This window comes from Enterobacter sp. AG326 (assembly GCF_004362415.1).
Taxonomy (GTDB): Bacteria; Pseudomonadota; Gammaproteobacteria; order Enterobacterales; family Enterobacteriaceae; genus Enterobacter; species Enterobacter asburiae.
In genome coordinates, this window is sequence record NZ_SNXG01000005.1 from 194,594 (window position 1) to 215,021 (window position 20,428).

Sequence of the window (20,428 nt, forward strand, 5' to 3'; positions counted from 1 at the left end):
TGTTTTATTAATTCAATGAGTTGACGTTGTTTAAGTGAGGAGAATATGTTTCTCAACTATTTTGCGCTGGGCGTATTGATTTTTGTATTTCTGGTTCTCTTTTATGGAATCATCGCCATCCATGACATTCCTTATAATATGGCCAAAAAGCGTAACCATCCGCATGCCGATGCGATTCACACGGCAGGCTGGATTAGCCTGTTTACTCTCCATGCCATCTGGCCGTTCCTGTGGATATGGGCCACGTTGTACCGTGAAGATCGCGGCTGGGGGATGCAAAACCACATCACCAAGCCTGATGAGGTTCCGGGAATGGATGCGCTGGCCAAACGCGTGGCCGAATTAGAACAAAAGCTGGCCGCGGTACAGCCCGCTGCTGATAAAAACACGCTGGAGCGCTAATCATGGATCTGTTGATTATTTTGACCTATGTGGCATTTGCCTGGGTGATTTTTAAAATATTCCGTATTCCGGTAAACCAGTGGACGCTTGCCACCGCGACATTAGGCGGGGTGTTTATTGTTGCCGGACTTATTCTGTTAATGAACTATAACCATCCGTACACCTTTACGGCGCAAAAGGCGGTTATTTCTATTCCGATTACGCCGCAGGTTACCGGGGTGGTCAGTGAAGTGACCGATAAAAATAACCAGCTTATTAAAAAAGGCGAAGTGTTATTTAAACTGGATCCGGGCCGCTATCAGGCGCGCGTCGACAGACTCCAGGCCGACCTGGTGACCGCGACGCACAATATCGACAATCTGAAAGCGCAGCTGGTGGAGGCCGTCGCCAATACGACGCGCGTCTCCGCAGAGCGTGACCGCCTGTATAAAGATTATCAGCGCTACCTGAAAGGCAGCCAGGCGAAGGTAAATCCGTTCTCTGAAAGCGATATCGACAACGCGCGGCAGAACTATCTCGCGCAGGATGCGCTGGTAAAAGGCTCCGTTGCTGAACAGACGCAAATTCAAAGCCAGTTGGACAGCATGGTGAACGGCGAACAGTCGCAGATTGCCTCCTTACGCGCGCAGCTTGCTGAAGCGAAATACAATCTGGATCAGACCGTGGTCCGTGCGCCAAGCGATGGCTACATCACCCAGGTGCTGATTCGTCCCGGGACGTACGCCGCCGCGCTGCCACTGCGTCCGGTGATGGTCTTTATTCCTGAACAGAAGCGTCAGATCGTGGCCCAGTTCCGTCAGAACTCACTGCTGCGTCTGAAGCCGGGCGATGAAGCGGAAGTGGTGTTTAACGCCCTGCCGGGCCAGGTGTTCTCCGGGAAGCTCACCGCGATTCTGCCGGTGGTGCCGGGAGGCTCCTATCAGGCGCAGGGCGCGCTGCAGTCGCTGACGGTGGTGCCGGGAACGGACGGCGTGTTGGGTACGATTGAGCTGGATCCGAATGCGGAAGTCGATGCGCTGCCAGACGGTATCTATGCCCAGGTGGCGGTCTACTCGGACCATTTCGCCCACGTCTCGGTGATGCGTAAAGTATTGCTGCGCATGACCAGCTGGATGCACTACCTCTATCTCGATCACTAATCCTTCCAGGGCAGGAATGCGACACGCATACCTGCCCTTTTTTCATCGCTTGATCCATACTGACTTTTTTCCGGCATCAAGGATCAGGCAATGAAACTCATCGGTAGCTACACCAGTCCCTTCGTGCGAAAGATCTCGATTCTCCTGCTGGAGAAAGGGATTGAATTTGAATTCATCAATGAACAGCCCTACAACGCTGAAAACGGCGTCGCGCAGTACAACCCGCTGGGGAAAGTCCCGGCGCTGGTGACGGACGAGGGCGAATACTGGTTCGATTCCCCGATTATTGCGGAATATATCGAACTGCTGGGCGTTGCCCCGGCAATGCTTCCGGCTGATCCAAAAGCGGCATTGGCAATGAAGCAAATCGAAGCCCTGGCCGATGGCATTATGGATGCGGCGTTAACCTCCGTGCGTGAACAGGCAAGGCCCGCCGCCCAGCAGTCGGAAACGGAACTGTTACGCCAGCGGGAAAAAATCAGCCGTAGCCTGGACAGGTGCGAACAGCTTATCCGGGAGGGAAAGATTCAAACCGACAGCCTGAACCTGGCAACCATCGCTATCGCCTGCGCCATCGGCTATCTCAACTTCCGCCGGGTTTCCCCCGGCTGGTGCGTCGACCGTCCGCTGCTGGTGAAACTGGCCGACACCCTTTTTAGCCGCGAGAGCTTTGCCCGCACAGAACCGCCAAAGGCTTGACGCGGGTTATAACACTTCGGCGTCGGAGGCGGTACAATCCCTCCACATGTTAACTCCCTCTCCCGTCGGGAGGGGGGAAGATATTTACTCGCCAGGCGCTTTCATGACTACTCATCATTCGCTGTACAGCCAGATCCCCGCTACCGACCGTCTCCTTCGCGAGCCCCGCATTCATGCTGCCGTTGAGCGTTTTGGCCATACCGCGACGGTGGAGATGCTTCGCCTGCTTCAGGACGAAGCCCGATGCGCTATTCAGTCAGAAAACGCCTTGCCCGACTGGTGCGCGGCGTGGGAGCAGGAAGTTGAGCACCGGCTGGATGAGAAAGCGCAAAGCGCGTTACGCCCGGTGATTAACCTGACCGGTACCGTACTGCATACCAACCTGGGCCGCGCGCAGCAGGCGGAAGAGGCGGTTGCTGCGGTTGTGCAAGCCATGCGAACGCCCGTGACGCTGGAGTACGATCTGGACGGCGCCGGACGCGGGCATCGTGACCGGGCGCTGGCGGAGCTGCTGTGCCAGCTGACCGGCGCGGAAGATGCCTGCATTGTGAATAACAACGCCGCAGCGGTGCTGCTGATGCTGGCGGCCACCGCCAGCGGCAAAGAGGCGGTGGTTTCCCGCGGCGAGCTGGTGGAGATTGGCGGGGCGTTTCGCATTCCGGACGTGATGCGCCAGGCGGGCTGCACGCTGCATGAAGTGGGCACTACCAACCGTACCCATGCGAAAGATTATCGCGCGGCGGTGAATGAAAATACCGCCCTGCTGATGAAGGTTCACACCAGCAATTATCATATTAAAGGCTTCACCAAAACGGTTGAAGAGAGCGAGCTGGCAGCGATTGGCCGCGAACTGAATATTCCGGTGATTGCCGATCTCGGCAGCGGCTCGCTGGTGGATCTGAGCCTTTACGGGCTGCCTAAAGAGCCGATGCCGCAAGAGATGATTGCGGCGGGCGTCAGCCTGGTCAGCTTTTCCGGCGACAAGCTGCTGGGCGGGCCGCAGGCCGGGATTATCGTCGGCAAGCTCGAGCTGATTGCGAAGCTGCAGCAGCATCCGCTCAAGCGCGCCCTGCGAGCCGATAAAATGACGCTTGCCGCGCTGGAGGCAACGCTGCGGCTCTATCTCCATCCGGAGAAACTGGCCGACCGCCTTCCTACGCTGCGTCTGTTAACCCGCGATGCCGCCTCGATTCGCGCCCAGGCCGAGTTACTGCTGCCGCGCGTAGCTCCGCACTACCCCAATTTTGACGTTCGCATTGAACCCTGCCAGTCGCAGATTGGCAGCGGTTCGCTGCCGGTGGACAGGCTGCCGAGTGAAGCGCTCACGTTCACCCCGCGTGACGGGCGCGGCAGCCACCTTGAAGCCCTGTCGGCGCGCTGGCGTGGCCTGCCTGCGCCGGTTATCGGGCGGATTTACGATGGCCGAATGTGGCTGGATCTGCGCTGCCTTGAAGATGAAGAGCGATTTCTGGAGATGTTGTTGAAATGATTATTGCCACCGCCGGTCACGTCGACCACGGAAAAACCACGTTGCTGCAGGCGATTACCGGCATAAACGCCGACCGCCTGCCGGAAGAGAAAAAGCGCGGCATGACCATCGATCTGGGCTATGCCTACTGGCCCCAGCCTGATGGCCGCGTACTGGGTTTTATTGATGTTCCGGGGCATGAAAAGTTTCTGTCCAACATGCTGGCGGGCGTGGGGGGTATCGATCATGCCCTGCTGGTGGTGGCCTGCGATGATGGCGTCATGGCGCAAACTCGTGAGCATCTGGCGATCCTGCAGCTGACCGGCAACCCGCAGCTGACCGTGGCGCTGACCAAAGCCGATCGCGTGGATGACGCACGCGTCAGCGAAGTGCGCGAAACGGTACAGGCGACCTTGCAAGAGTATGGTTTTGCCGATGCACCGCTTTTTGTCACTATGGCGACAGAAGGGCGCGGTATCGATGAACTTCGCCACCACTTACAGCAGCTTTCGTCGCGTGACCACGCCAGCCACCACCGCTTCCGTCTGGCGATTGACCGGGCGTTTACCGTCAAAGGCGCGGGGCTGGTGGTGACCGGTACGGCGCTGAGCGGTGAAGTGAACGTAGGTGATACGCTCTGGCTGACGGGCGTTAACAAGCCGATGCGCGTGCGCGGCTTACATGCGCAAAACCAGCCCGCAGAGCATGCACATGCCGGGCAGCGGATCGCGCTGAACATTGCCGGGGATGCGGAAAAAGAGCAGCTTAACCGTGGGGACTGGCTGCTGGCCGATGCCCCACCTGAACCGTCTGAACGCGTCATTGTTTCCCTGCAGTCAAACGTGCCCCTGACCCAATGGCAGCCGCTGCATATTCACCACGCGGCCAGCCATATCACCGGGCGCGTGTCGCTGCTGGAAAACGACCTTGCCGAACTGGTATTCGATTCACCGCTCTGGCTTGCAGACAACGATCGTCTGGTTCTGCGTGATATTTCCGCGCGGGAAACGCTGGCCGGGGCACGGGTGGTCGCGCTGAATCCACCGCGACGCGGCAAGCGTAAACCTGAATATCTCCAGTGGCTGGCTGCTCTGGCGCAGGCCAGCGATGATAACGCCGCGCTGCGGGTGCATCTTGAGCGCGGTGCGGTGAGCCTGCGTGATTTTGCATGGGCACGCCAGCTGAGCGAGGAAGGGTTACGCCTGCTGGCCCAGCAGCCGGGTTTTATTCAGGCTGGAAACAGTCTGCTAAACGCCCCGGTTGCTGCACGCTGGCAGCGTAAGATACTGAGCACGCTCGCAACGTACCATGAACAGCATCAGGATGAGCCTGGCCCGGGCCGTGAGCGTCTGCGGCGCATGGCGCTGCCGATGGAAGACGATGCGCTGGTGCTGCTGCTGATTGAAAACATGCGCGAAAGCGGGGCGATCAAAAGCCACCACGGCTGGCTCCATCTGCCGGATCACAAGGCCGGGTTCACCGCAGAGCAAGAAGCGGTATGGCAAAAAGTGGCCTTGCTGTTTGGCGATGAGCCGTGGTGGGTTCGCGATCTGGCCCGCGAAACGAATACCGACGAGCAGGTGATGCGTCAGGTATTGCGCCATGCGGCGCAGCAGGGGCTGATAGTCGCGATCGTGAAAGATCGTTACTATCGTAACGATCGCATTGTGGCGTTTGCGAACCTGATCCGCGAGCTGGACCAGGAGCGGGGCTCTACCTGCGCGGCCGATTTCCGCGACCGGCTGAACGTGGGCCGCAAGCTGGCGATTCAGATCCTGGAGTATTTCAACCGCATCGGCTTTACCCGCCGTCGCGGTAACGATCATTTATTGCGAGATTCGTTATTATTTCCTGAAACTCCGTGACCCCCGTCGTAAAGCCGTTACCGGTTGGCGAGAAAATCGCCAGCCGGAACTACCCTTGATGTACACCAACAGCAAGGAGACGGTCATGACAAACAATCCTCCCTCATCGCGTATCCAGCCCGGCGAGTATGGTTTTCCCCTCAAGCTGAAGCCTCGTTATGACAACTTTATTGGCGGCGACTGGGTAGCTCCCGTCGACGGCGAATACTATTCCAACCTGACCCCCGTAACCGGCCAGCCGCTGTGCGAAATAGCCAGCTCCGGCAGGCGCGATATCGATCTGGCGCTGGATGCGGCGCACAAAGCGAAAGATAAATGGGGCCATACCTCGGTTCAGGACCGCGCGGCTATTTTGTTCAAAATCGCCGACCGGATGGAGCAGAATCTGGAGCTGTTGGCGACGGCGGAAACCTGGGATAACGGCAAGCCGATCCGGGAAACGATGGCGGCAGACGTGCCGCTTGCCATCGACCACTTCCGCTATTTTGCCTCCTGCATTCGCGCTCAGGAGGGCGGAATAAGCGAGGTAGACAGCGACACCGTGGCGTATCATTTCCACGAACCGCTGGGCGTCGTCGGGCAAATCATTCCGTGGAACTTCCCGCTGCTGATGGCGAGCTGGAAAATGGCGCCCGCGCTGGCGGCTGGCAACTGCATTGTTCTTAAACCGGCGCGTCTGACTCCGCTCTCGGTGCTGCTGCTGATGGAAATCGTTGGCGATCTGCTGCCGCCGGGCGTGATTAACGTGGTCAACGGTGCGGGCGGTGAGATAGGGGAATATCTGGCTACCTCGAAACGGATCGCTAAAGTGGCGTTTACCGGGTCGACGGAAGTGGGCCAGCAGATCATGCAGTACGCCACGCAGAACATCATTCCGGTAACCCTGGAGCTGGGCGGGAAATCCCCGAACATCTTCTTCGCGGACGTGATGGAGGAAGAGGATGCCTTCTTCGATAAAGCCCTGGAAGGGTTTGCGCTGTTTGCGTTTAACCAGGGCGAAGTCTGCACCTGCCCAAGCCGCGCGCTGGTGCAGGAGTCCATCTATGAGCGCTTTATGGAGCGGGCCATTCGCCGCGTCGAGTCTATCCGCAGCGGTAACCCGCTCGATAACGTCACGCAGATGGGGGCGCAGGTCTCGCACGGACAGCTGGAAACCATCCTCAACTACATCGATATCGGCAAGAAAGAGGGGGCGGATATTCTGACCGGCGGTCGCCGTAAGGTGCTCGGCGGGGATCTGCAGGAAGGGTATTACCTTGAGCCAACGATCCTGTTCGGTCAGAACAACATGCGCGTCTTCCAGGAGGAAATCTTCGGGCCGGTACTGGCCGTGACCACCTTCAAAACGATGGAGGAGGCGCTGGAGATTGCCAACGACACCCCGTATGGCCTGGGAGCCGGCGTCTGGAGCCGCAACGGTAATCTGGCCTATAAAATGGGCAGAGGCATTCAGGCCGGGCGCGTCTGGACCAACTGCTACCACGCCTATCCTGCGCACGCGGCATTTGGCGGTTATAAGCAATCGGGCATCGGGCGTGAAACCCATAAGATGATGCTGGAGCATTATCAGCAGACGAAATGTTTGCTGGTCAGCTACTCCGATAAACCGCTGGGGCTGTTCTAATCGCCCAGCTCAGGCCGTCCATGGGCGGCCTGAGCTATTTGCTGGCGCAGGCAGTTCAGAACGCCATCCAGAACGTATTGCACGCGCCAGGGCTGGTATTCGCGTTTGCGGAAGATGGCCGTCAGATCGAGCCACCACTCTTCCTGATGCGGGAAGCAGGGAACCAGCATCCCTTGCATTAATTCTTTTTTCAGACTCTCTTTTGGCGCAAAAACAATCCCAAGATTATTTCTTGCCAGCTCCAGGGCCGTCTGCGTATTGTCGCAAATATAATTACCGGTCACCCGGTAGTCATGCACGCAATCACTGCCGTGCACGCGAAAACGCCAGATATTTGCATCATCGACCAGCATGGAGTCAATGAGAATACAGGAATGATTAATTAAATCTTCAGGTCCCTTTAAGGGATGCTTATTTAAATACTCAACGGTTGCGAATGCCGTAACGGAATATTTTGTTAACACGCTGGCAACCAGACTTTCGTCTTTCGGTTGCGCATAGGTAATTAAAATGTCGCAGTCATCCGGAAAGGAAACGCCTTCTGAAAATTCATTCCGGTCAAGGTTGTAGGTTTTTAGGGAGATGCGGATGTCACCGATATCTTCTATCTGATGGATCACGTGGCGCGCGAGATAGGTTACGATACCTGTAGGGGCATATATCGTGACCTTTCCGCGCTTCTCATGCTTATAATCAGCAATAAAATTAACGAGTTGACTGTTCCTGTCCAGCGTGGCATTAACGTAAGGGAGTAACGCTTCACCAAACTGGGTCAGGGCCAGCTGGCGCGTGGTGCGCTCAAAAACCTTGAGTCCAACCCGCGTTTCAAAATCAGACAGATATTTACTGACGTTGGCCTGCGCCATGCCCAGCAGGGCGGCGGCATCGCCGATGCTGTGGGTTGCTGCGATGACGGATATGATTTTTAATTCGCGTGGTTTTAGCTGTAATTTATTCATCATGCGCACCCATCTATATGATTTTATATATAATATTATATAAACCGCAGCGTTGCATTGGCAAATTTGTAACCATTATTATGCGCCTCGCTTGTTTGGCATTTTAATGGATTACACGTAATGACTATTAAATACAATTTACTCATCGCTGCCACGTTATTTGCAACATCCTCAGCAATGGCCGGTGACTTTTCACTAGGAGCGGGGGCTGTATTTAATGAGTCTCCTTACAAAGGCTATAACGAAAATACTACTGCAGTACCGTTAATTAGCTACGAAGGCGATCGTTTTTATGTTCGTCAGACCACGGGCGGATGGATCCTGTGGAAAGACGCAAAAAATGAACTCAGCCTGACCGCATCGTGGATGCCGCTGCATTTCGATCCAGATGAAAACGACGACCATCAGATGAAACAGCTTGATGAGCGTAAAGCCTCTGCCTTCCTCGGCGGCGCGTACTACCGCCACGAAAGCTGGGGTTCTCTGAAAGTGGCGGTCTCTGGTGATGCCACGGATGAAAGCGGCGGTATGATCGGCGAGGTTTCTTACTTCCGTCCAATCAGGATGGAACGCCTGACCCTGACGCCCTCTGTCGGTATTTTCTATAGCGACGAAAGCTATAACGACTACTACTACGGCGTATCCGGCAGCGAGTCTCGCCGCTCAGGTCTGGATGAATACACCGCCGGTGACAGCTGGACGCCATACATTGGCCTGGCGGCCAAATATCAGTTAACACAGAAGCTGTATCTCAACGCCAGCGCGGTCTACACCGTATTGCCTGACGACGTGAAGAACAGCCCGATGATCGACCGCGACGACAGCTTTGCGCTGATGACCGGCCTGACCTGGCGTTTCTGATGCGGTAAAGCCGGGTGGCGGCTTCGCCTTATCCGGCCTACATGGACTGTCATCGCAGTTTTACGTAGGCCCGAGCAAGCGAAGCGCCGCCGGGCATATTTGAGAGTACCAGTCTCCCGTTTCCCTTCCCGTCATGACTTCCTCATTAATATTCCTGATACGCTAATGCGATCTGCGCCATCAATAAAGGTGCGCATCATGTGTATCATTCTTAAAGAAAATCAAACCGGGCACTCTCGCCCGTATTTGGCGACGGGCGGGAATTAAGCACGGATATCAGGAGTCGTTATGTTTTATCCGGCTTACATTCATTCTGATTCCGACGGTAGCGCCAGCGGCTTTTTTCCTGACGTTCCAGGCTGAGGCAGCACGTCGCGTGCTGCCTGGGTAAAAAATTAATTATATAGAGCTGCTGTCGCTTTCAGGATATCAGCAAAGGAATAGATATCATCGACTGTCGTTATAGGATGACGTGTTTCGTTTTTTTCTATGTCGAAAAGTCCGATGTATTTTTGCGTACGATTAAAATGCAATCGGCAAAGGGGTTTGCGGTTGTTGTCATCTACAAGAATACCAAAGTAACTTTTGGTATCTCTGTGAGTTATACGGGGTGCCTCCAGTACTGCTCTGGTGATTGCTTTAACAATATGATATCCCTCGAGCTCCTCTAGCGTTGTAACCACGTCGCTTTCATCTTTATGTTCGTCTTCCTCAATATGTGATGACTCATTTGGAGTATCGATGATCGCTGGGGTTATGCCCGTAATAGCCGACTTAAGTCGCTCATTAACCTGATCATTTATGTACTGGCTTGCAGCTTTTTTGGTCAAGTTTAAAAAAGACTCTCTGACTTTTTGAGTCAGAATCCCATCATAAACTCGGGATGCAAAAAATTTCACAAAGTCATCTTCAGGATTATTTAGCTGAGAATGCAGGATTTTTTTGATTTGGCTGACATATTTTAATTCACCAGCAGCATTGATAATTGATTCTAAATCAAACGAAGACTTAGTTAATTTTTTTAGTTCAGGTATTATATTTTCGTCAATATCAAGAAGATCTACTTCCAAAAATGGTTTTTCATCCATTTTATTGGGAGCATCCAGATCTGTAAAAAATTTATAATTTTGTCCATTGGTGAGGATTGAAATTCTGGCGTTTGTTACATGAAAATACCTGAATAACTGCGAAGCATGATTTATATTTAATGGTTCGCCAATTTTCTTACATTCAATAAGTATCTGAACGTCATTATTTTTCATTATAGCATAATCGATTTTCTCACCTTTTTTTGTGCCAACATCACAGACAAACTCAGGTGTTACCTCTGAAGGATCAAAAACATCATAACCCAGAACGTTATGAATGAATGGCATTACAAATGCAGTTTTTGTTGCTTCTTCAGTATTAATTACATCAAGTTGTTGTTTTATTTTATTTGATAAGGCATTTAATCTTTCTGTGAATTCCATGGGATGTCCTTATTTTTAGCTGTGTGTCTTTATGGAATAACACTAAAATGCATGTCAGACAATGGTATGTCTGAGCTGAACTGCTGCAAAAAAACAATACCGAGGGTTAGATCACATTGTCTTTCAATCCATGATAATCAGTTAGCTCGGTATCACCGAGCTCGATAAAAATATTATATATTCATAAAGGTGGCATTATTCTTGTTTATGTTTCATCCACCCAAATCCGAATTTCCCCTTCTCCCCGGTTTGCCCAGCTAAACCAGGGAATAAAGGTTAGCGTGCAGTACTGGCGCTGGAGATGATTTTACAGCAGGTGTCGCTCTCTTCAGGGCATGAAGACAGCGCGTAGCAGGCCGGAGCGGCGATGGCGTCGAAGGTGAAGCAGCTCATTCGGACGCAGTTTCATTTACCGCTTTCTACGTCGCAGCTGGCAAAAGCATTGCTCTGCAATGCCAATTACCTGGGGCGCGTATTTCGCCGGGCTTTCCAATTAACCCTGACGGAGGCGATACATCGCCAGCGCGTCAGGGCAGCGGAAAAGCTGTTGCTGGATGGCTCTGCCTCACTCACCGAAGTGTCAACCCGCTTCGGTTTTAATGGCGTGGGCTTATTTTCGGCAGATCTTTCCGAAGCATACCGAGCTAACACCCACCGTCTGGAAACGGCGGTACTTTAAAGAGCATATTAATTCTGGCTGAGCGCATCCTATTTGACCCATAACACCTTTGCTGAATCGGGCGGTATGTAAGATGTGTGCAGTACCGGCTTTTAATGCACGCGAGGCGTAACAGATGAACCGATTTATCGTGGCGGATGCGGAAAAATGCATTGGGTGCCGCACCTGCGAAGTGGCCTGCGCGGTGTCGCATCAGGACGCCGTCTCCGCTCATGCCTTTTCGCCCCGCCTTCGGGTGGTTAAGGGGGACGACTACACAACGGCAGTGGGTTGCCATCAGTGCGAGGATGCGCCCTGTGCTAACGTCTGTCCAACCCATGCCATCAGCCGTACGGCGGGAGCCTGGCTCGTTGAGCAGACGCGCTGCATTGGGTGCAAAAGCTGTATGGTGGCGTGTCCGTTTGGGGCGATGCAGGTGCGCCTGGAGGGAAATAAGCCGCAGGCGCTGAAATGTGATTTATGCCTGCATCGCGAAGGCGGACCGGCCTGCGTGGAGGCCTGTCCAACCTGCGCGTTGCGCTGCGTTGAGCCTGCCAGACTACGCGCCGAACGGCTGCATAATCTGGCGTAAGAACTTACTGACCGTCTTCGCGCCAGGCTTTTTCAATTTCTTCTGCGAGAATTTTAACACCCGCTTCGATTTTTTCCGGATCGGGCACATAGTTCATGCGCATGCACTGGTGAGTATGCGGCCACGGCTTATCAAGGCCCGGGAAGAAATAATCGCCTGGTACCATCAGCACGCCGCGCTTTTTCAGGCGCTGGTAGAGCAGTTCGGTGGTGATAGGCAAATCCTTAAACCACAGCCACAGGAAAATCGCCCCTTCAGGTTTATGGATCAGGCAGCGTTCTTCCGGCAAGTAGCGGCGAAGTATCGCAATCGTCTCCTGTACGCGCTGGTAATAGAATGGCTTGATCACGTCATTCGACAGACGCAGCAGGTCGTTGCGCTTAATCATTTCGCACATCATCGCCGGGCCAATGCCGCCCGGTGAAAGGCTGATAATGCCGTTCATATTGGTAATGGCGGTGATGATTTTCTCGTTAGCGATGATGATGCCGCAGCGGCTGCCCGGCAGACCCAGCTTAGAGAGGCTCATGCACAGGACAATGTTCGGGTTCCACAGCGGACGTGCTTCGCTGAAGATAATGCCCGGGAACGGCACGCCGTAGGCGTTATCGATCACCAGCGGAATGCCGTGCTGATTCGCCAGCGCATCCAGCTTCATCAGTTCGTCGTCGGTGATCACGTTGCCCGTTGGGTTAGTCGGACGCGATACGCAGATCATGCCCGTCTCTTCACCAATATGCAGGTGTTCAAAATCGACGTGATATTTGAACTGGCCTTCCGGCAGCAGCTCGATGTTCGGGCGCGCGGAGACGAACAGATCCTCTTCCAGGCCGGAATCGGCGTAGCCGATATACTCCGGTGCCAGCGGGAACAGCACTTTTTTGGTGGTGCCGTCGGCGCGACGCCCTGCGAACAGGTTAAACAAGTAGAAAAACGCGCTCTGGCTGCCGTTTGTCAGTGCAATATTCTGTGGTTCGATATCCCAACCCAGCTCGTCACGCAGCATTTCGGCGAGGAGTGCCAGCAGTTCGGTTTTACCCTGCGGGCCGTCGTAATTGCAAAGCGCATCGGTTGCTTTGCCGCTTTCCAGCATCTGAGCGAGCAGCGTCTGGAAATAGGTATTCATCTCCGGGATTTGAGCCGGGTTTCCGCCGCCGAGCATGATTGCGCCCGGTGTGCGCAGCCCGTCGTTGAGGTCCTCCATCAGGCGAGTAATGCCTGAATGGCGGGTAAATTTGTCGCCGAAAAGTGAAAACGTCATAGCAGGTGATCTGTCGAGCTTATTTTGAAAGTGGGTAACCATAACGCTAGCACCGTGCTGGTGCAAATCGGGTGATGTGGTCGGATTTGTTGTTTTGTATGGCGGAGTTGGATTTATACAGTGAATAGTTCTGGTGGATTTCCCCTCACCCCGACCCTCTCCCAAAAGGGGGAGGGGGAAAATACGGCGCCGTGCGGTTCCCTCTCCCCTGCGGGGAGAGGGTTAGGGTGAGGGGGTGAATTATTGATTACCTGCCCATACCACCATCACCTTATCGCCCTTGTGCTCGCGCACGAAGCCATATCCCTCTTTCAGCGACAATGTGGTTTGCTTGCCTTCACCGATCGCCGGATGGCGGGCGCGGAACTGGCCCAGCGTTTGCCAGTGGGCGACGGTTAGGGCCTGCTTGCCCGTGACGTCCTGCCAGTTCATATCTGACCGGGTGCCTTGCAGCGGGTCAGAACCTGTCGGCCCGAACGGACGCTCGGATTCATCCCCGTAATAGATTTGTACGCTGCCCGGAGCTAACAGAAGCAGCTCCGCAGCTCGCTGGCCCCCTTCGCGGAACAGACGCGTATCGTGTGATGAGAGATAGCTCAGCACGTTGAAGCTCTGCAGCTTTTCCGCCATCTGCTGCCAGGTGAGATCCATATCGGCCAGGCAATCCACCGCTTTTGCCGCCTGTTCCTGATAATCAAAGTTGATCATCGCATCAAAACCGTGGCGGTAATAATCGCTTTGCATCACCCCGTGGCCCCAGGATTCCCCGGTCATCCAGAACGGTGCGTTGTCGAGCTTTTTATCCGGATTTGCCCCTTTCCAGGCGGCCAGCGCCTGGCTTGCCTGGTCTTTCAGCTGTTGCCAAGCCGCAAGCTCAACGTGCTTCGCCGTATCCACCCGGAAACCGTCGATGCCGTAGTCACGTACCCACTGGCTCAGCCAGTGGGTCAGATAATCGCGCGGGGTATATCCTGGGATGGCCTTCGCGTCGGTGTCGGGCTTGTGTTGGTAAAAATTAGGCAACCCGGAAGGCGTCGTGGATTCCGTTTTCAGATCCGGCAGAAATGCCAGCGACATGGTCAAATCGTCGAAGCCAGGGTTGTCGTAATCGCCGATGTCCGTGCGGATCCACTTTTTGCCCCACCATTTCTCCCATGCGACTTTGTCGCTAAAGTTGATGTAGTCGTTAAAGCTGTGCCAGCTTTGGCCCGCGCCCGGCTTCCAGTCCGTCCAGCGTTCTCCCAGCGTCTTTTTCAGCTCATCACCCTGAAGGTACAGGGCACCAAACTGAAATTCCTGCATGTCTGCCAGCGTGGCATAGCCAACGTGGTTCATAACGATATCAAACAGAACGCGGATCCCGCGCTTGTGCGCTTCGTCGACAAGATGGCGTAAATCATCTTCGGTGCCCATGTTGGCGTCGAGCTTGGTCCAGTCCTGGGTGTAGTAGCCGTGATAGGCGTAGTGAGGGAAATCTCCTTTGGTGCCACCGCCTACCCAGCCGTGGATCTGCTCAAGCGGGGAGCTTATCCAGAGCGCGTTCACTCCCAACTGCTGTAAATAATCGAGCTTGCCGGCGAGTCCTTTGAAATCCCCGCCGTGGAAGGTGCCAATCTCCTGCATACCGTCTTTATGGCGACCGTAGCTGTTGTCGTTGCCAGGGTCACCATTCACATAACGGTCGGTCAGCACAAAATAGACGGTGGCGTTTTGCCAGCTAAACGGAGCAGGCTTGTCGGTTTCGGCGCGCTCAAGCAGCAGCAGGCCGTTACTGTTGGCGGCTGGCTGCAGGGTGATTTTTCCATTCTGCACCGTCGCCGTCTGTTTACTGTAGTAGTCGCGCACCACGGAGCCTTCCGGGAAGGTGCTGCTGACGTCCAGCGTCAGCGGTTTGCCGTCCCACTTCGGACACTGGCGGATGACGTTTGCAACCGGCTGTTCTGCGGCACTCTGAATCGTCAGCAGCAGGGTGGGCGTGCCGGAGCGGGTATCAATCCGCATCTGGTAGTCACCGTCGCGGAAAAGGCGCCACTGCGGCGGCGTGCCGTCACAGGGCTTGAGCGACAGCATCTCATTGAGTTTTATCGCATCCGCAGGCTGCCAGCACGTCTTGTCAAAACTCAGCGTCAGAGGACGCGTACCCTTCGCAAGCTTTGCCTGGCTGGTGAAGACACCGGTGCCTTCGGCGCTAAATGCGTTAAACCCCGGCGATGACCAGTCGGCATGTGCCAGTGCGGGTAACATCAGAAAGGCTAATGCGGTACGTTTCATTCCTTTTTCCTGTCGCGGCATTTTTGACCAGTGTGCCATCAGGCGGGGTGCTGAAACTCATCCCCTGTCGCTTTCTGCCAGGAGGATGCGTGAGGATGAGTGATCTCGCGCAAAATTAGGCAGTTATCTGCGATAGCGCACACAGTTTTTGTGGAATGATGTTTTTATGAGCAAGTTTCAGGTGACATAGTTTCGGAATTGGACTATTTCTATACGTGCTCTTGAAGTCTATTTTTGATATGATTTGAGATTCCGCTCTCAAATTTGTGAAAAAAATAAGGTGTTGGGATGATTACATCCGACCAGGAGACCTAATGATATCGACTCCCATTCGACGATATGGGGCTGCGATACTCATGTTACTCACCACGGCATTTTCGGGTGAGGTGCTTGCGAAGACGCACACGGATACAACGAGTAAGAAAGCCCACGTAATACAGACGACAAGTAGTAAGGTTAGCAGTAAACAAGAGTATTCTCGCAATAGTGCAAAGAGTAGTTCACTTCCTGATTTGCGAAAATACCCTTCCGGAACACCAAGGAAAAAAGCGTTTCTCCGGACGGTAATGCCTTACATCACGAGTCAAAATGCCGCGATTACTGCGGATCGTAACTGGCTGATTTCCAAACAGTACGATAGCCGCTGGTCGCCGTCAGAGCGCTCGCGTCTGAAAGATATCACGAAGCGCTACAAGCTGAGCTGGAACGGTAACACCCGTCGTGTGCCGTGGAATGCTCTCCTTGAGCGTGTAGATATCATCCCGGGCAGCATGGTTGCTACCATGGCTGCTGCCGAAAGCGGCTGGGGTACTTCTAAGCTTGCGCGTAGCAACAACAACCTTTTCGGCATGAAATGTGTGAAAGGTCGTTGTAATAATGCCCCTGGCAAGGTGAAAGGCTATTCGCAGTTTGAATCTGTGAAAGATTCCGTCAGCGCTTACGTAGTGAATCTGAACACGCATCCGGCCTACTCATCGTTCCGTAAATCACGCGCTCAGCTGCGTAAAGCGGACCAGGAAGTGACGGCCAGTACGATGATCCACAAGCTGAAAGGTTATTCGACAAAGGGACAGAGCTATAACAACTATCTGTTCGCCATGTACCAGGATAACCAGCGCTTAATCGCCGCCCATATGTAATCTCAAAAAAAACGCCTTCCACTGGAAGGCGTTTTCTTTTCTATATCAGCACCTCGCTGTGGCGATCCCGATACTCCTTCGGCGTGGTGTCATACTCTTTGCGGAACACCGAATAGAAGTATTGCAGAGAGGGGTAACCGCACATCTGCGAGATTTCGTTGATCGATAGCGACGTGGAAACGAGCAGGCTGCGTGCTTTCTCCAGCTTTTCAGCATGGATGACGGCATGAATGGTTTCGCCCACCTCTTCTTTAAAGCGCTTCTCCAGATTCGAACGCGAAATGCCCACCGAATCCAGCACCTGATCGACCTTAATCCCTTTGCAGGCGTGGTTGCGAATATAGTGCATGGCCTGAATGACGGCCGGGTCGCTTAAGGAGCGATAATCGGTTGAGCGACGTTCCACCACGCGGACAGGAGGCACGAGCAAACGCTGAAGCGGCAGAGATTCTTTATCGAGCAGACGATGCAGCAGCTTCGCCGCCTGATAACCCATCTGACGGGTACCCTGAGCAACGGAGGAGAGCGCCACGCGAGACAGATAGCGGGTCAGTTCTTCGTTATCAATGCCAATCACGCACAGCTTTTCGGGCACCGGAATGTGTAAATGTTCGCAGACCTGCAGCACGTGCCGCGCGCGGGCGTCCGTCACGGCGATAATACCGGTTTGCGGCGGCAGCGTTTGCAGCCAGTCCGCCAGGCGGTTTTGCGCGTGCTGCCAGTTTTCCGGCGCGGTTTCCAGCCCCTGATAGACCACGCCGCGATACTTCTCCTGCGCGACCAGCTGGCAAAACGCGTGTTCTCGCTCAACGGCCCAGCGCTTGCCGCTGGTGGCCGGTAACCCATAAAACGCGAAGCGATGGACGCCTTTCTCTTTTAAATGAAGAAAGGCGGCCTCGACCAGGGCATGGTTATCGGTGGCAATGTAGTGGACCGGCGGATAGTGTTCGGGCGAATGGTAAGAGCCGCCGACGCCCACAATCGGGACGTCGACGTCGGTCAGCAGCTGTTCGATGACGGGATCGTCATAGTCGGCGATGACGCCATCGCCCAGCCAGTCTTTGATGTTCTCCAGACGGGTGCGAAAATCTTCTTCAATAAAAATATCCCATTCGGATTGCGACGCCTGCAAATATTCACCAACACCTTCCACCACCTGACGGTCGTAGGCTTTATTGGCATTGAATAACAACGTAATGCGGTGACGCTTTTCAAACATGGCTCACTTCCCAATTAAGTCACAATACGGTTATCAGGCCCGTCGCTTGGTGGCCGAGTCCATCCAGACTGCCAGTAAAAGAATGGCCCCCTTGACGATATACTGCCAAAACGTCGGGACGTCCATCATACTCATCCCGTTATCCAACGACGCCATGATAAATGCCCCCATGACCGCGCCTGCCACGCTACCGATACCCCCTGCGAGGCTGGTGCCGCCAATGACGCAGGCGGCGATAGCATCCAGTTCGGCAATGTTACCGGCGGAGGGCGATCCAGCTCCGAGACGCGAGCTGAGGATCAGCCCGGCGATAGCGACCATCAGGCCGTTAATGGCGAAGACCGCCAGCTTGGTGCGCTCGACATTGATACCTGAGAGGCGAGCAGCTTCAAGGTTGCCGCCAATGGCATAAATACGGCGGCCAAACGCGGTGCGCGTCGCCATAAACATACCGGCCAGCAGTAAAAGCGCCAGCAGCAGGACGGGTGTCGGGACACCGCGATAGTCGTTTAAAAGCCAGATGGCGCCCAGCACAATGACCGCCGTGAGCGCCTGACGCCCCACCACCGAGGTTGACGCCGGAGAACCCAGCCCCAGCGCCTGACGACGCATGCGTCCACGCCACTGCCACGCGACAAACCCCAGCAACCCCACCACACCGATGGTAAAGCCCACGCTATCTGAGAGGTAACTCTGGCCAATCTGCGACATAGCTGCACTGGTCGGGGAGACGGTGGTGCCGTTAGTGATGCCAATTAAGATCCCGCGAAAGGCCAGCATCCCCGCCAGGGTGACAATGAACGATGGCACCTTACGGTAGGCAACCCACCAGCCGTTCCAGGCACCCAGAACCAGACCCAGCATCAGCGTGACCGCCACGGTCAGCGGCAGCGGCCAGCCGAGCCAGACGTCGAAAATCGCCGCCACGCCGCCGAGGAGCCCCATCATCGAACCGACTGACAGGTCGATCTCCGCGGAGATAATCACGAACACCATGCCCACGGCCAGAATGCCGGTGATGGCGGTCTGGCGGAGCAGGTTGGAGACGTTACGCGCGCTTAAGTACGAGCCATCGGTCATCCAGGTAAAGAACAGCATGATGACGATAATGGCCGCGATCATCACGAAAACCTGCAGGTTAAGCGCTTTTAGCCCCGCGAACGCACCGGGCGTCGGAACAGCGACTTTGATATCAGACGGATTGCTTTTCGACATGACGTTCGCTCCTTAAAGCGGCTTCCATCACCTGCTCCTGCGTCAGGTTCTGGTTAATCAGGTTGGCTTTCAGTTTTCCCTCGTGCATGACCAGCACGCGGTCGCTCAGGCCGAGCACTTCGGGTAACTCAGACGAAATGACAATGACGGCAATCCCTTGCTGTACAAGCTGATTAATCAGTTTGTAGATTTCATATTTGGCACCGATATCAATCCCGCGCGTCGGCTCATCAAGGATTAATATGCGTGGATTGAGAAGCAGGCAGCGCGCCAGAATCGCCTTCTGCTGGTTTCCTCCGCTCAGACGGCCAATCGCCAGTTCCGGCGAGGAGGTTTTGACCTTCAGCCGGGCAAGCGACTGGAGGATGCACTGCTGCTCGGCGGCGTCGTCCAGGCTGCTCAGCGCGCCGGAGAACCGATCGAGTGCCGCAAGCGTAATGTTTTTACCCACTGCCATCACCGGTACGATGCCGTCTTTTTTGCGATCTTCCGGCACCATGGCAATGCCGCGGGCAATCGCCTGCTGGCAGTTATCGATTTTCACCGGCTGGCCGTCGATATAAATCGTGCCCTCCCAGCGCCCAGGCCACACGCCAAACAGACACTGTACGGCTTCGGTACGCCCGGCACCCACGAGGCCCGCAATCCCAAGAATTTCGCCACGGCGAAGGGAAAACGAGACGTTATTGACGCGCTTGATGTGGCGGTTAACGGGGTGCCACGCGGTCAGGTTTTCCACGCGCAGCACTTCATCGCCCGCTGCGTGGGGTTCATTCGGGTAAAGTGCCGTTAGCTCGCGGCCCACCATCATGGTGATGATGTCATCTTCGCTCATCCCGGCGGCTTCACGCGTGCCGATGTGCTGCCCGTCGCGGATCACGCAGATGGTGTCCGAAATGGCTTTGACCTCGTTCAGCTTGTGCGAGATGTAGATACAGGCGATACCATGGTTTTGCAGATCGCGGATAATATTGAGCAGAACCGCGGTTTCCTGTTCGGTGAGCGAGGCCGTTGGCTCATCGAGGATCAGCAGCCTGACCTGTTTATTTAGCGCTTTCGCTATTTCGACCAGCTGCTGTTGCCCGAGGCCCAGATCCCCCACGCGGGTATCCGGTGAAATGTTGAGGCTCACCTGCGCCAGCAGCTTTTCGCAGCGGAGCGTCATGGTGTCGTAATCCAGCACGCCGCGGTGGGAAATTTCGGCCCCGAGGAAGATGTTCTCCAGCACGGTGAGATGCTTCACCAGCGCCAGCTCCTGGTGAATGATGGCGATGCCTTTGCGCTCGGTATCGCGGATGTGTGTCGCCTGAATCACTTCGCCGGCAAAGACGATTTCACCTTCGTAGCTGCCGTGTGGGTAGATCCCGCACAGCACTTTCATCAGCGTCGACTTGCCCGAACCGTTCTCACCGCACAGCGAAACCACTTCGCCGGGGTTCAACCGGAGGCTGACGTTGTCGACGGCTTTCACCGTGCCGAAGCGTTTGGTGATGCTTTTCATTTCAAGTAAATAAGGCATAACCGCTCCACATAGCCCGAGGGAAGAACAGTACAACGTGATGCGCCCCCGCAGAGCAGGGGCCG

At 54.9% G+C, this 20,428-nt stretch carries 16 protein-coding genes and 2 pseudogenes; 11 read left to right on the forward strand and 7 right to left on the reverse strand.

Annotated features, from left to right (window positions below; genetic code table 11):
* The first annotated feature begins 45 nt into the window (after positions 1-45).
* From DFO52_RS16890 to aldB, 6 genes are all read left to right on the forward strand, one after another.
* Positions 46-402: a DUF3302 domain-containing protein gene (locus DFO52_RS16890; protein WP_023334046.1), complete on the forward strand. Its 357-nt coding sequence runs from the start codon at positions 46-48 to the stop codon at positions 400-402.
* A 2-nt stretch (positions 403-404) separates the two neighbouring features.
* On the forward strand, positions 405-1,541 hold the full coding sequence (locus tag DFO52_RS16895) for an HlyD family secretion protein (RefSeq protein WP_029740996.1): 1,137 nt from the start codon (positions 405-407) through the stop codon (positions 1,539-1,541).
* 90 nt (positions 1,542-1,631) lie between these two features.
* Positions 1,632-2,240 (forward strand): glutathione S-transferase, encoded by a 609-nt coding sequence (locus DFO52_RS16900; protein ID WP_133550818.1) that lies wholly within the window; start codon positions 1,632-1,634, stop codon positions 2,238-2,240.
* A 103-nt stretch (positions 2,241-2,343) separates the two neighbouring features.
* Positions 2,344-3,729: an L-seryl-tRNA(Sec) selenium transferase gene (gene selA / locus DFO52_RS16905; protein ID WP_133550819.1), complete on the forward strand. Its 1,386-nt coding sequence runs from the start codon at positions 2,344-2,346 to the stop codon at positions 3,727-3,729.
* Positions 3,726-5,573 (forward strand): selenocysteine-specific translation elongation factor, encoded by a 1,848-nt coding sequence (gene selB, locus DFO52_RS16910; protein WP_133550820.1) that lies wholly within the window; start codon positions 3,726-3,728, stop codon positions 5,571-5,573. Before selA ends, selB begins: the two co-directional genes overlap by 4 nt.
* An 85-nt stretch (positions 5,574-5,658) precedes the next feature.
* Positions 5,659-7,197, forward strand: coding sequence for an aldehyde dehydrogenase AldB (aldB, locus tag DFO52_RS16915; protein WP_029740992.1), 1,539 nt, complete (start codon positions 5,659-5,661; stop codon positions 7,195-7,197).
* Here aldB and DFO52_RS16920 read toward each other — a convergent pair.
* Positions 7,194-8,159 carry a LysR family transcriptional regulator gene (locus DFO52_RS16920; RefSeq protein ID WP_133550821.1) on the reverse strand — a complete coding sequence of 322 codons (966 nt, stop codon included), beginning with the start codon at positions 8,157-8,159 and terminating at the stop codon, positions 7,194-7,196. The two genes, aldB and DFO52_RS16920, sit on opposite strands and share 4 nt — an antisense overlap.
* Before the next feature lie 117 nt (positions 8,160-8,276).
* Here DFO52_RS16920 and DFO52_RS16925 point away from each other — a divergent pair, with 117 nt between their 5' ends.
* Together DFO52_RS16925 and DFO52_RS23320 are read left to right on the forward strand one after the other, a co-directional pair.
* Complete coding sequence (locus DFO52_RS16925) at positions 8,277-9,017, forward strand: MipA/OmpV family protein (RefSeq protein WP_133550822.1); 741 nt, start codon at positions 8,277-8,279, stop codon at positions 9,015-9,017.
* Between the two features lie 288 nt (positions 9,018-9,305).
* Positions 9,306-9,377 (forward strand): annotated as a pseudogene (locus DFO52_RS23320) (type II toxin-antitoxin system HicB family antitoxin); the annotation flags it as partial.
* A 35-nt stretch (positions 9,378-9,412) separates the two neighbouring features.
* Here DFO52_RS23320 and DFO52_RS16935 read toward each other — a convergent pair.
* Positions 9,413-10,489, reverse strand: a complete 1,077-nt coding sequence (locus DFO52_RS16935; protein ID WP_121932613.1) for a type I restriction endonuclease — start codon at positions 10,487-10,489, stop codon at positions 9,413-9,415.
* A gap of 295 nt (positions 10,490-10,784) precedes the next feature.
* On the opposite strand from DFO52_RS16935, the pseudogene DFO52_RS16940 reads away from it, so the two are divergent.
* Together DFO52_RS16940 and DFO52_RS16945 are read left to right on the forward strand one after the other, a co-directional pair.
* Positions 10,785-11,190, forward strand: a pseudogene (locus DFO52_RS16940) (helix-turn-helix domain-containing protein); the annotation flags it as partial.
* Between the two features lie 93 nt (positions 11,191-11,283).
* Positions 11,284-11,739: a 4Fe-4S dicluster domain-containing protein gene (locus tag DFO52_RS16945; protein WP_047646692.1), complete on the forward strand. Its 456-nt coding sequence runs from the start codon at positions 11,284-11,286 to the stop codon at positions 11,737-11,739.
* Between the two features lie 4 nt (positions 11,740-11,743).
* On the opposite strand, the gene avtA is transcribed toward DFO52_RS16945, so the two are convergent.
* Positions 11,744-13,000, reverse strand: a complete 1,257-nt coding sequence (gene avtA / locus DFO52_RS16950) for a valine--pyruvate transaminase (protein ID WP_023309932.1) — start codon at positions 12,998-13,000, stop codon at positions 11,744-11,746.
* Positions 13,001-13,240: 240 nt separating this feature from the next.
* A complete protein-coding gene (locus DFO52_RS16955; protein WP_133550823.1) occupies positions 13,241-15,271 on the reverse strand; it encodes an alpha-amylase in 2,031 nt (676 codons plus the stop codon).
* A gap of 314 nt (positions 15,272-15,585) precedes the next feature.
* Here DFO52_RS16955 and DFO52_RS16960 point away from each other — a divergent pair, with 314 nt between their 5' ends.
* Entirely contained in the window at positions 15,586-16,410 is an 825-nt protein-coding gene (locus tag DFO52_RS16960; protein ID WP_133550824.1) for a protein bax, read from the forward strand.
* Between the two features lie 40 nt (positions 16,411-16,450).
* Here DFO52_RS16960 and xylR read toward each other — a convergent pair whose 3' ends face one another.
* From xylR to DFO52_RS16975, 3 genes are read right to left on the reverse strand one after another with little or no spacing between them, the layout of a single operon-like run.
* Complete coding sequence (xylR, locus tag DFO52_RS16965; RefSeq protein ID WP_023345227.1) at positions 16,451-17,629, reverse strand: D-xylose utilization transcriptional activator XylR; 1,179 nt, start codon at positions 17,627-17,629, stop codon at positions 16,451-16,453.
* A gap of 33 nt (positions 17,630-17,662) precedes the next feature.
* Complete coding sequence (gene xylH / locus DFO52_RS16970) at positions 17,663-18,844, reverse strand: xylose ABC transporter permease XylH (protein WP_133550825.1); 1,182 nt, start codon at positions 18,842-18,844, stop codon at positions 17,663-17,665.
* Entirely contained in the window at positions 18,822-20,363 is a 1,542-nt protein-coding gene (locus DFO52_RS16975; RefSeq protein ID WP_029740985.1) for a xylose ABC transporter ATP-binding protein, read from the reverse strand. The genes xylH and DFO52_RS16975 overlap by 23 nt, the downstream gene beginning before the upstream one ends.
* Positions 20,364-20,428: the final 65 nt, after the last annotated feature.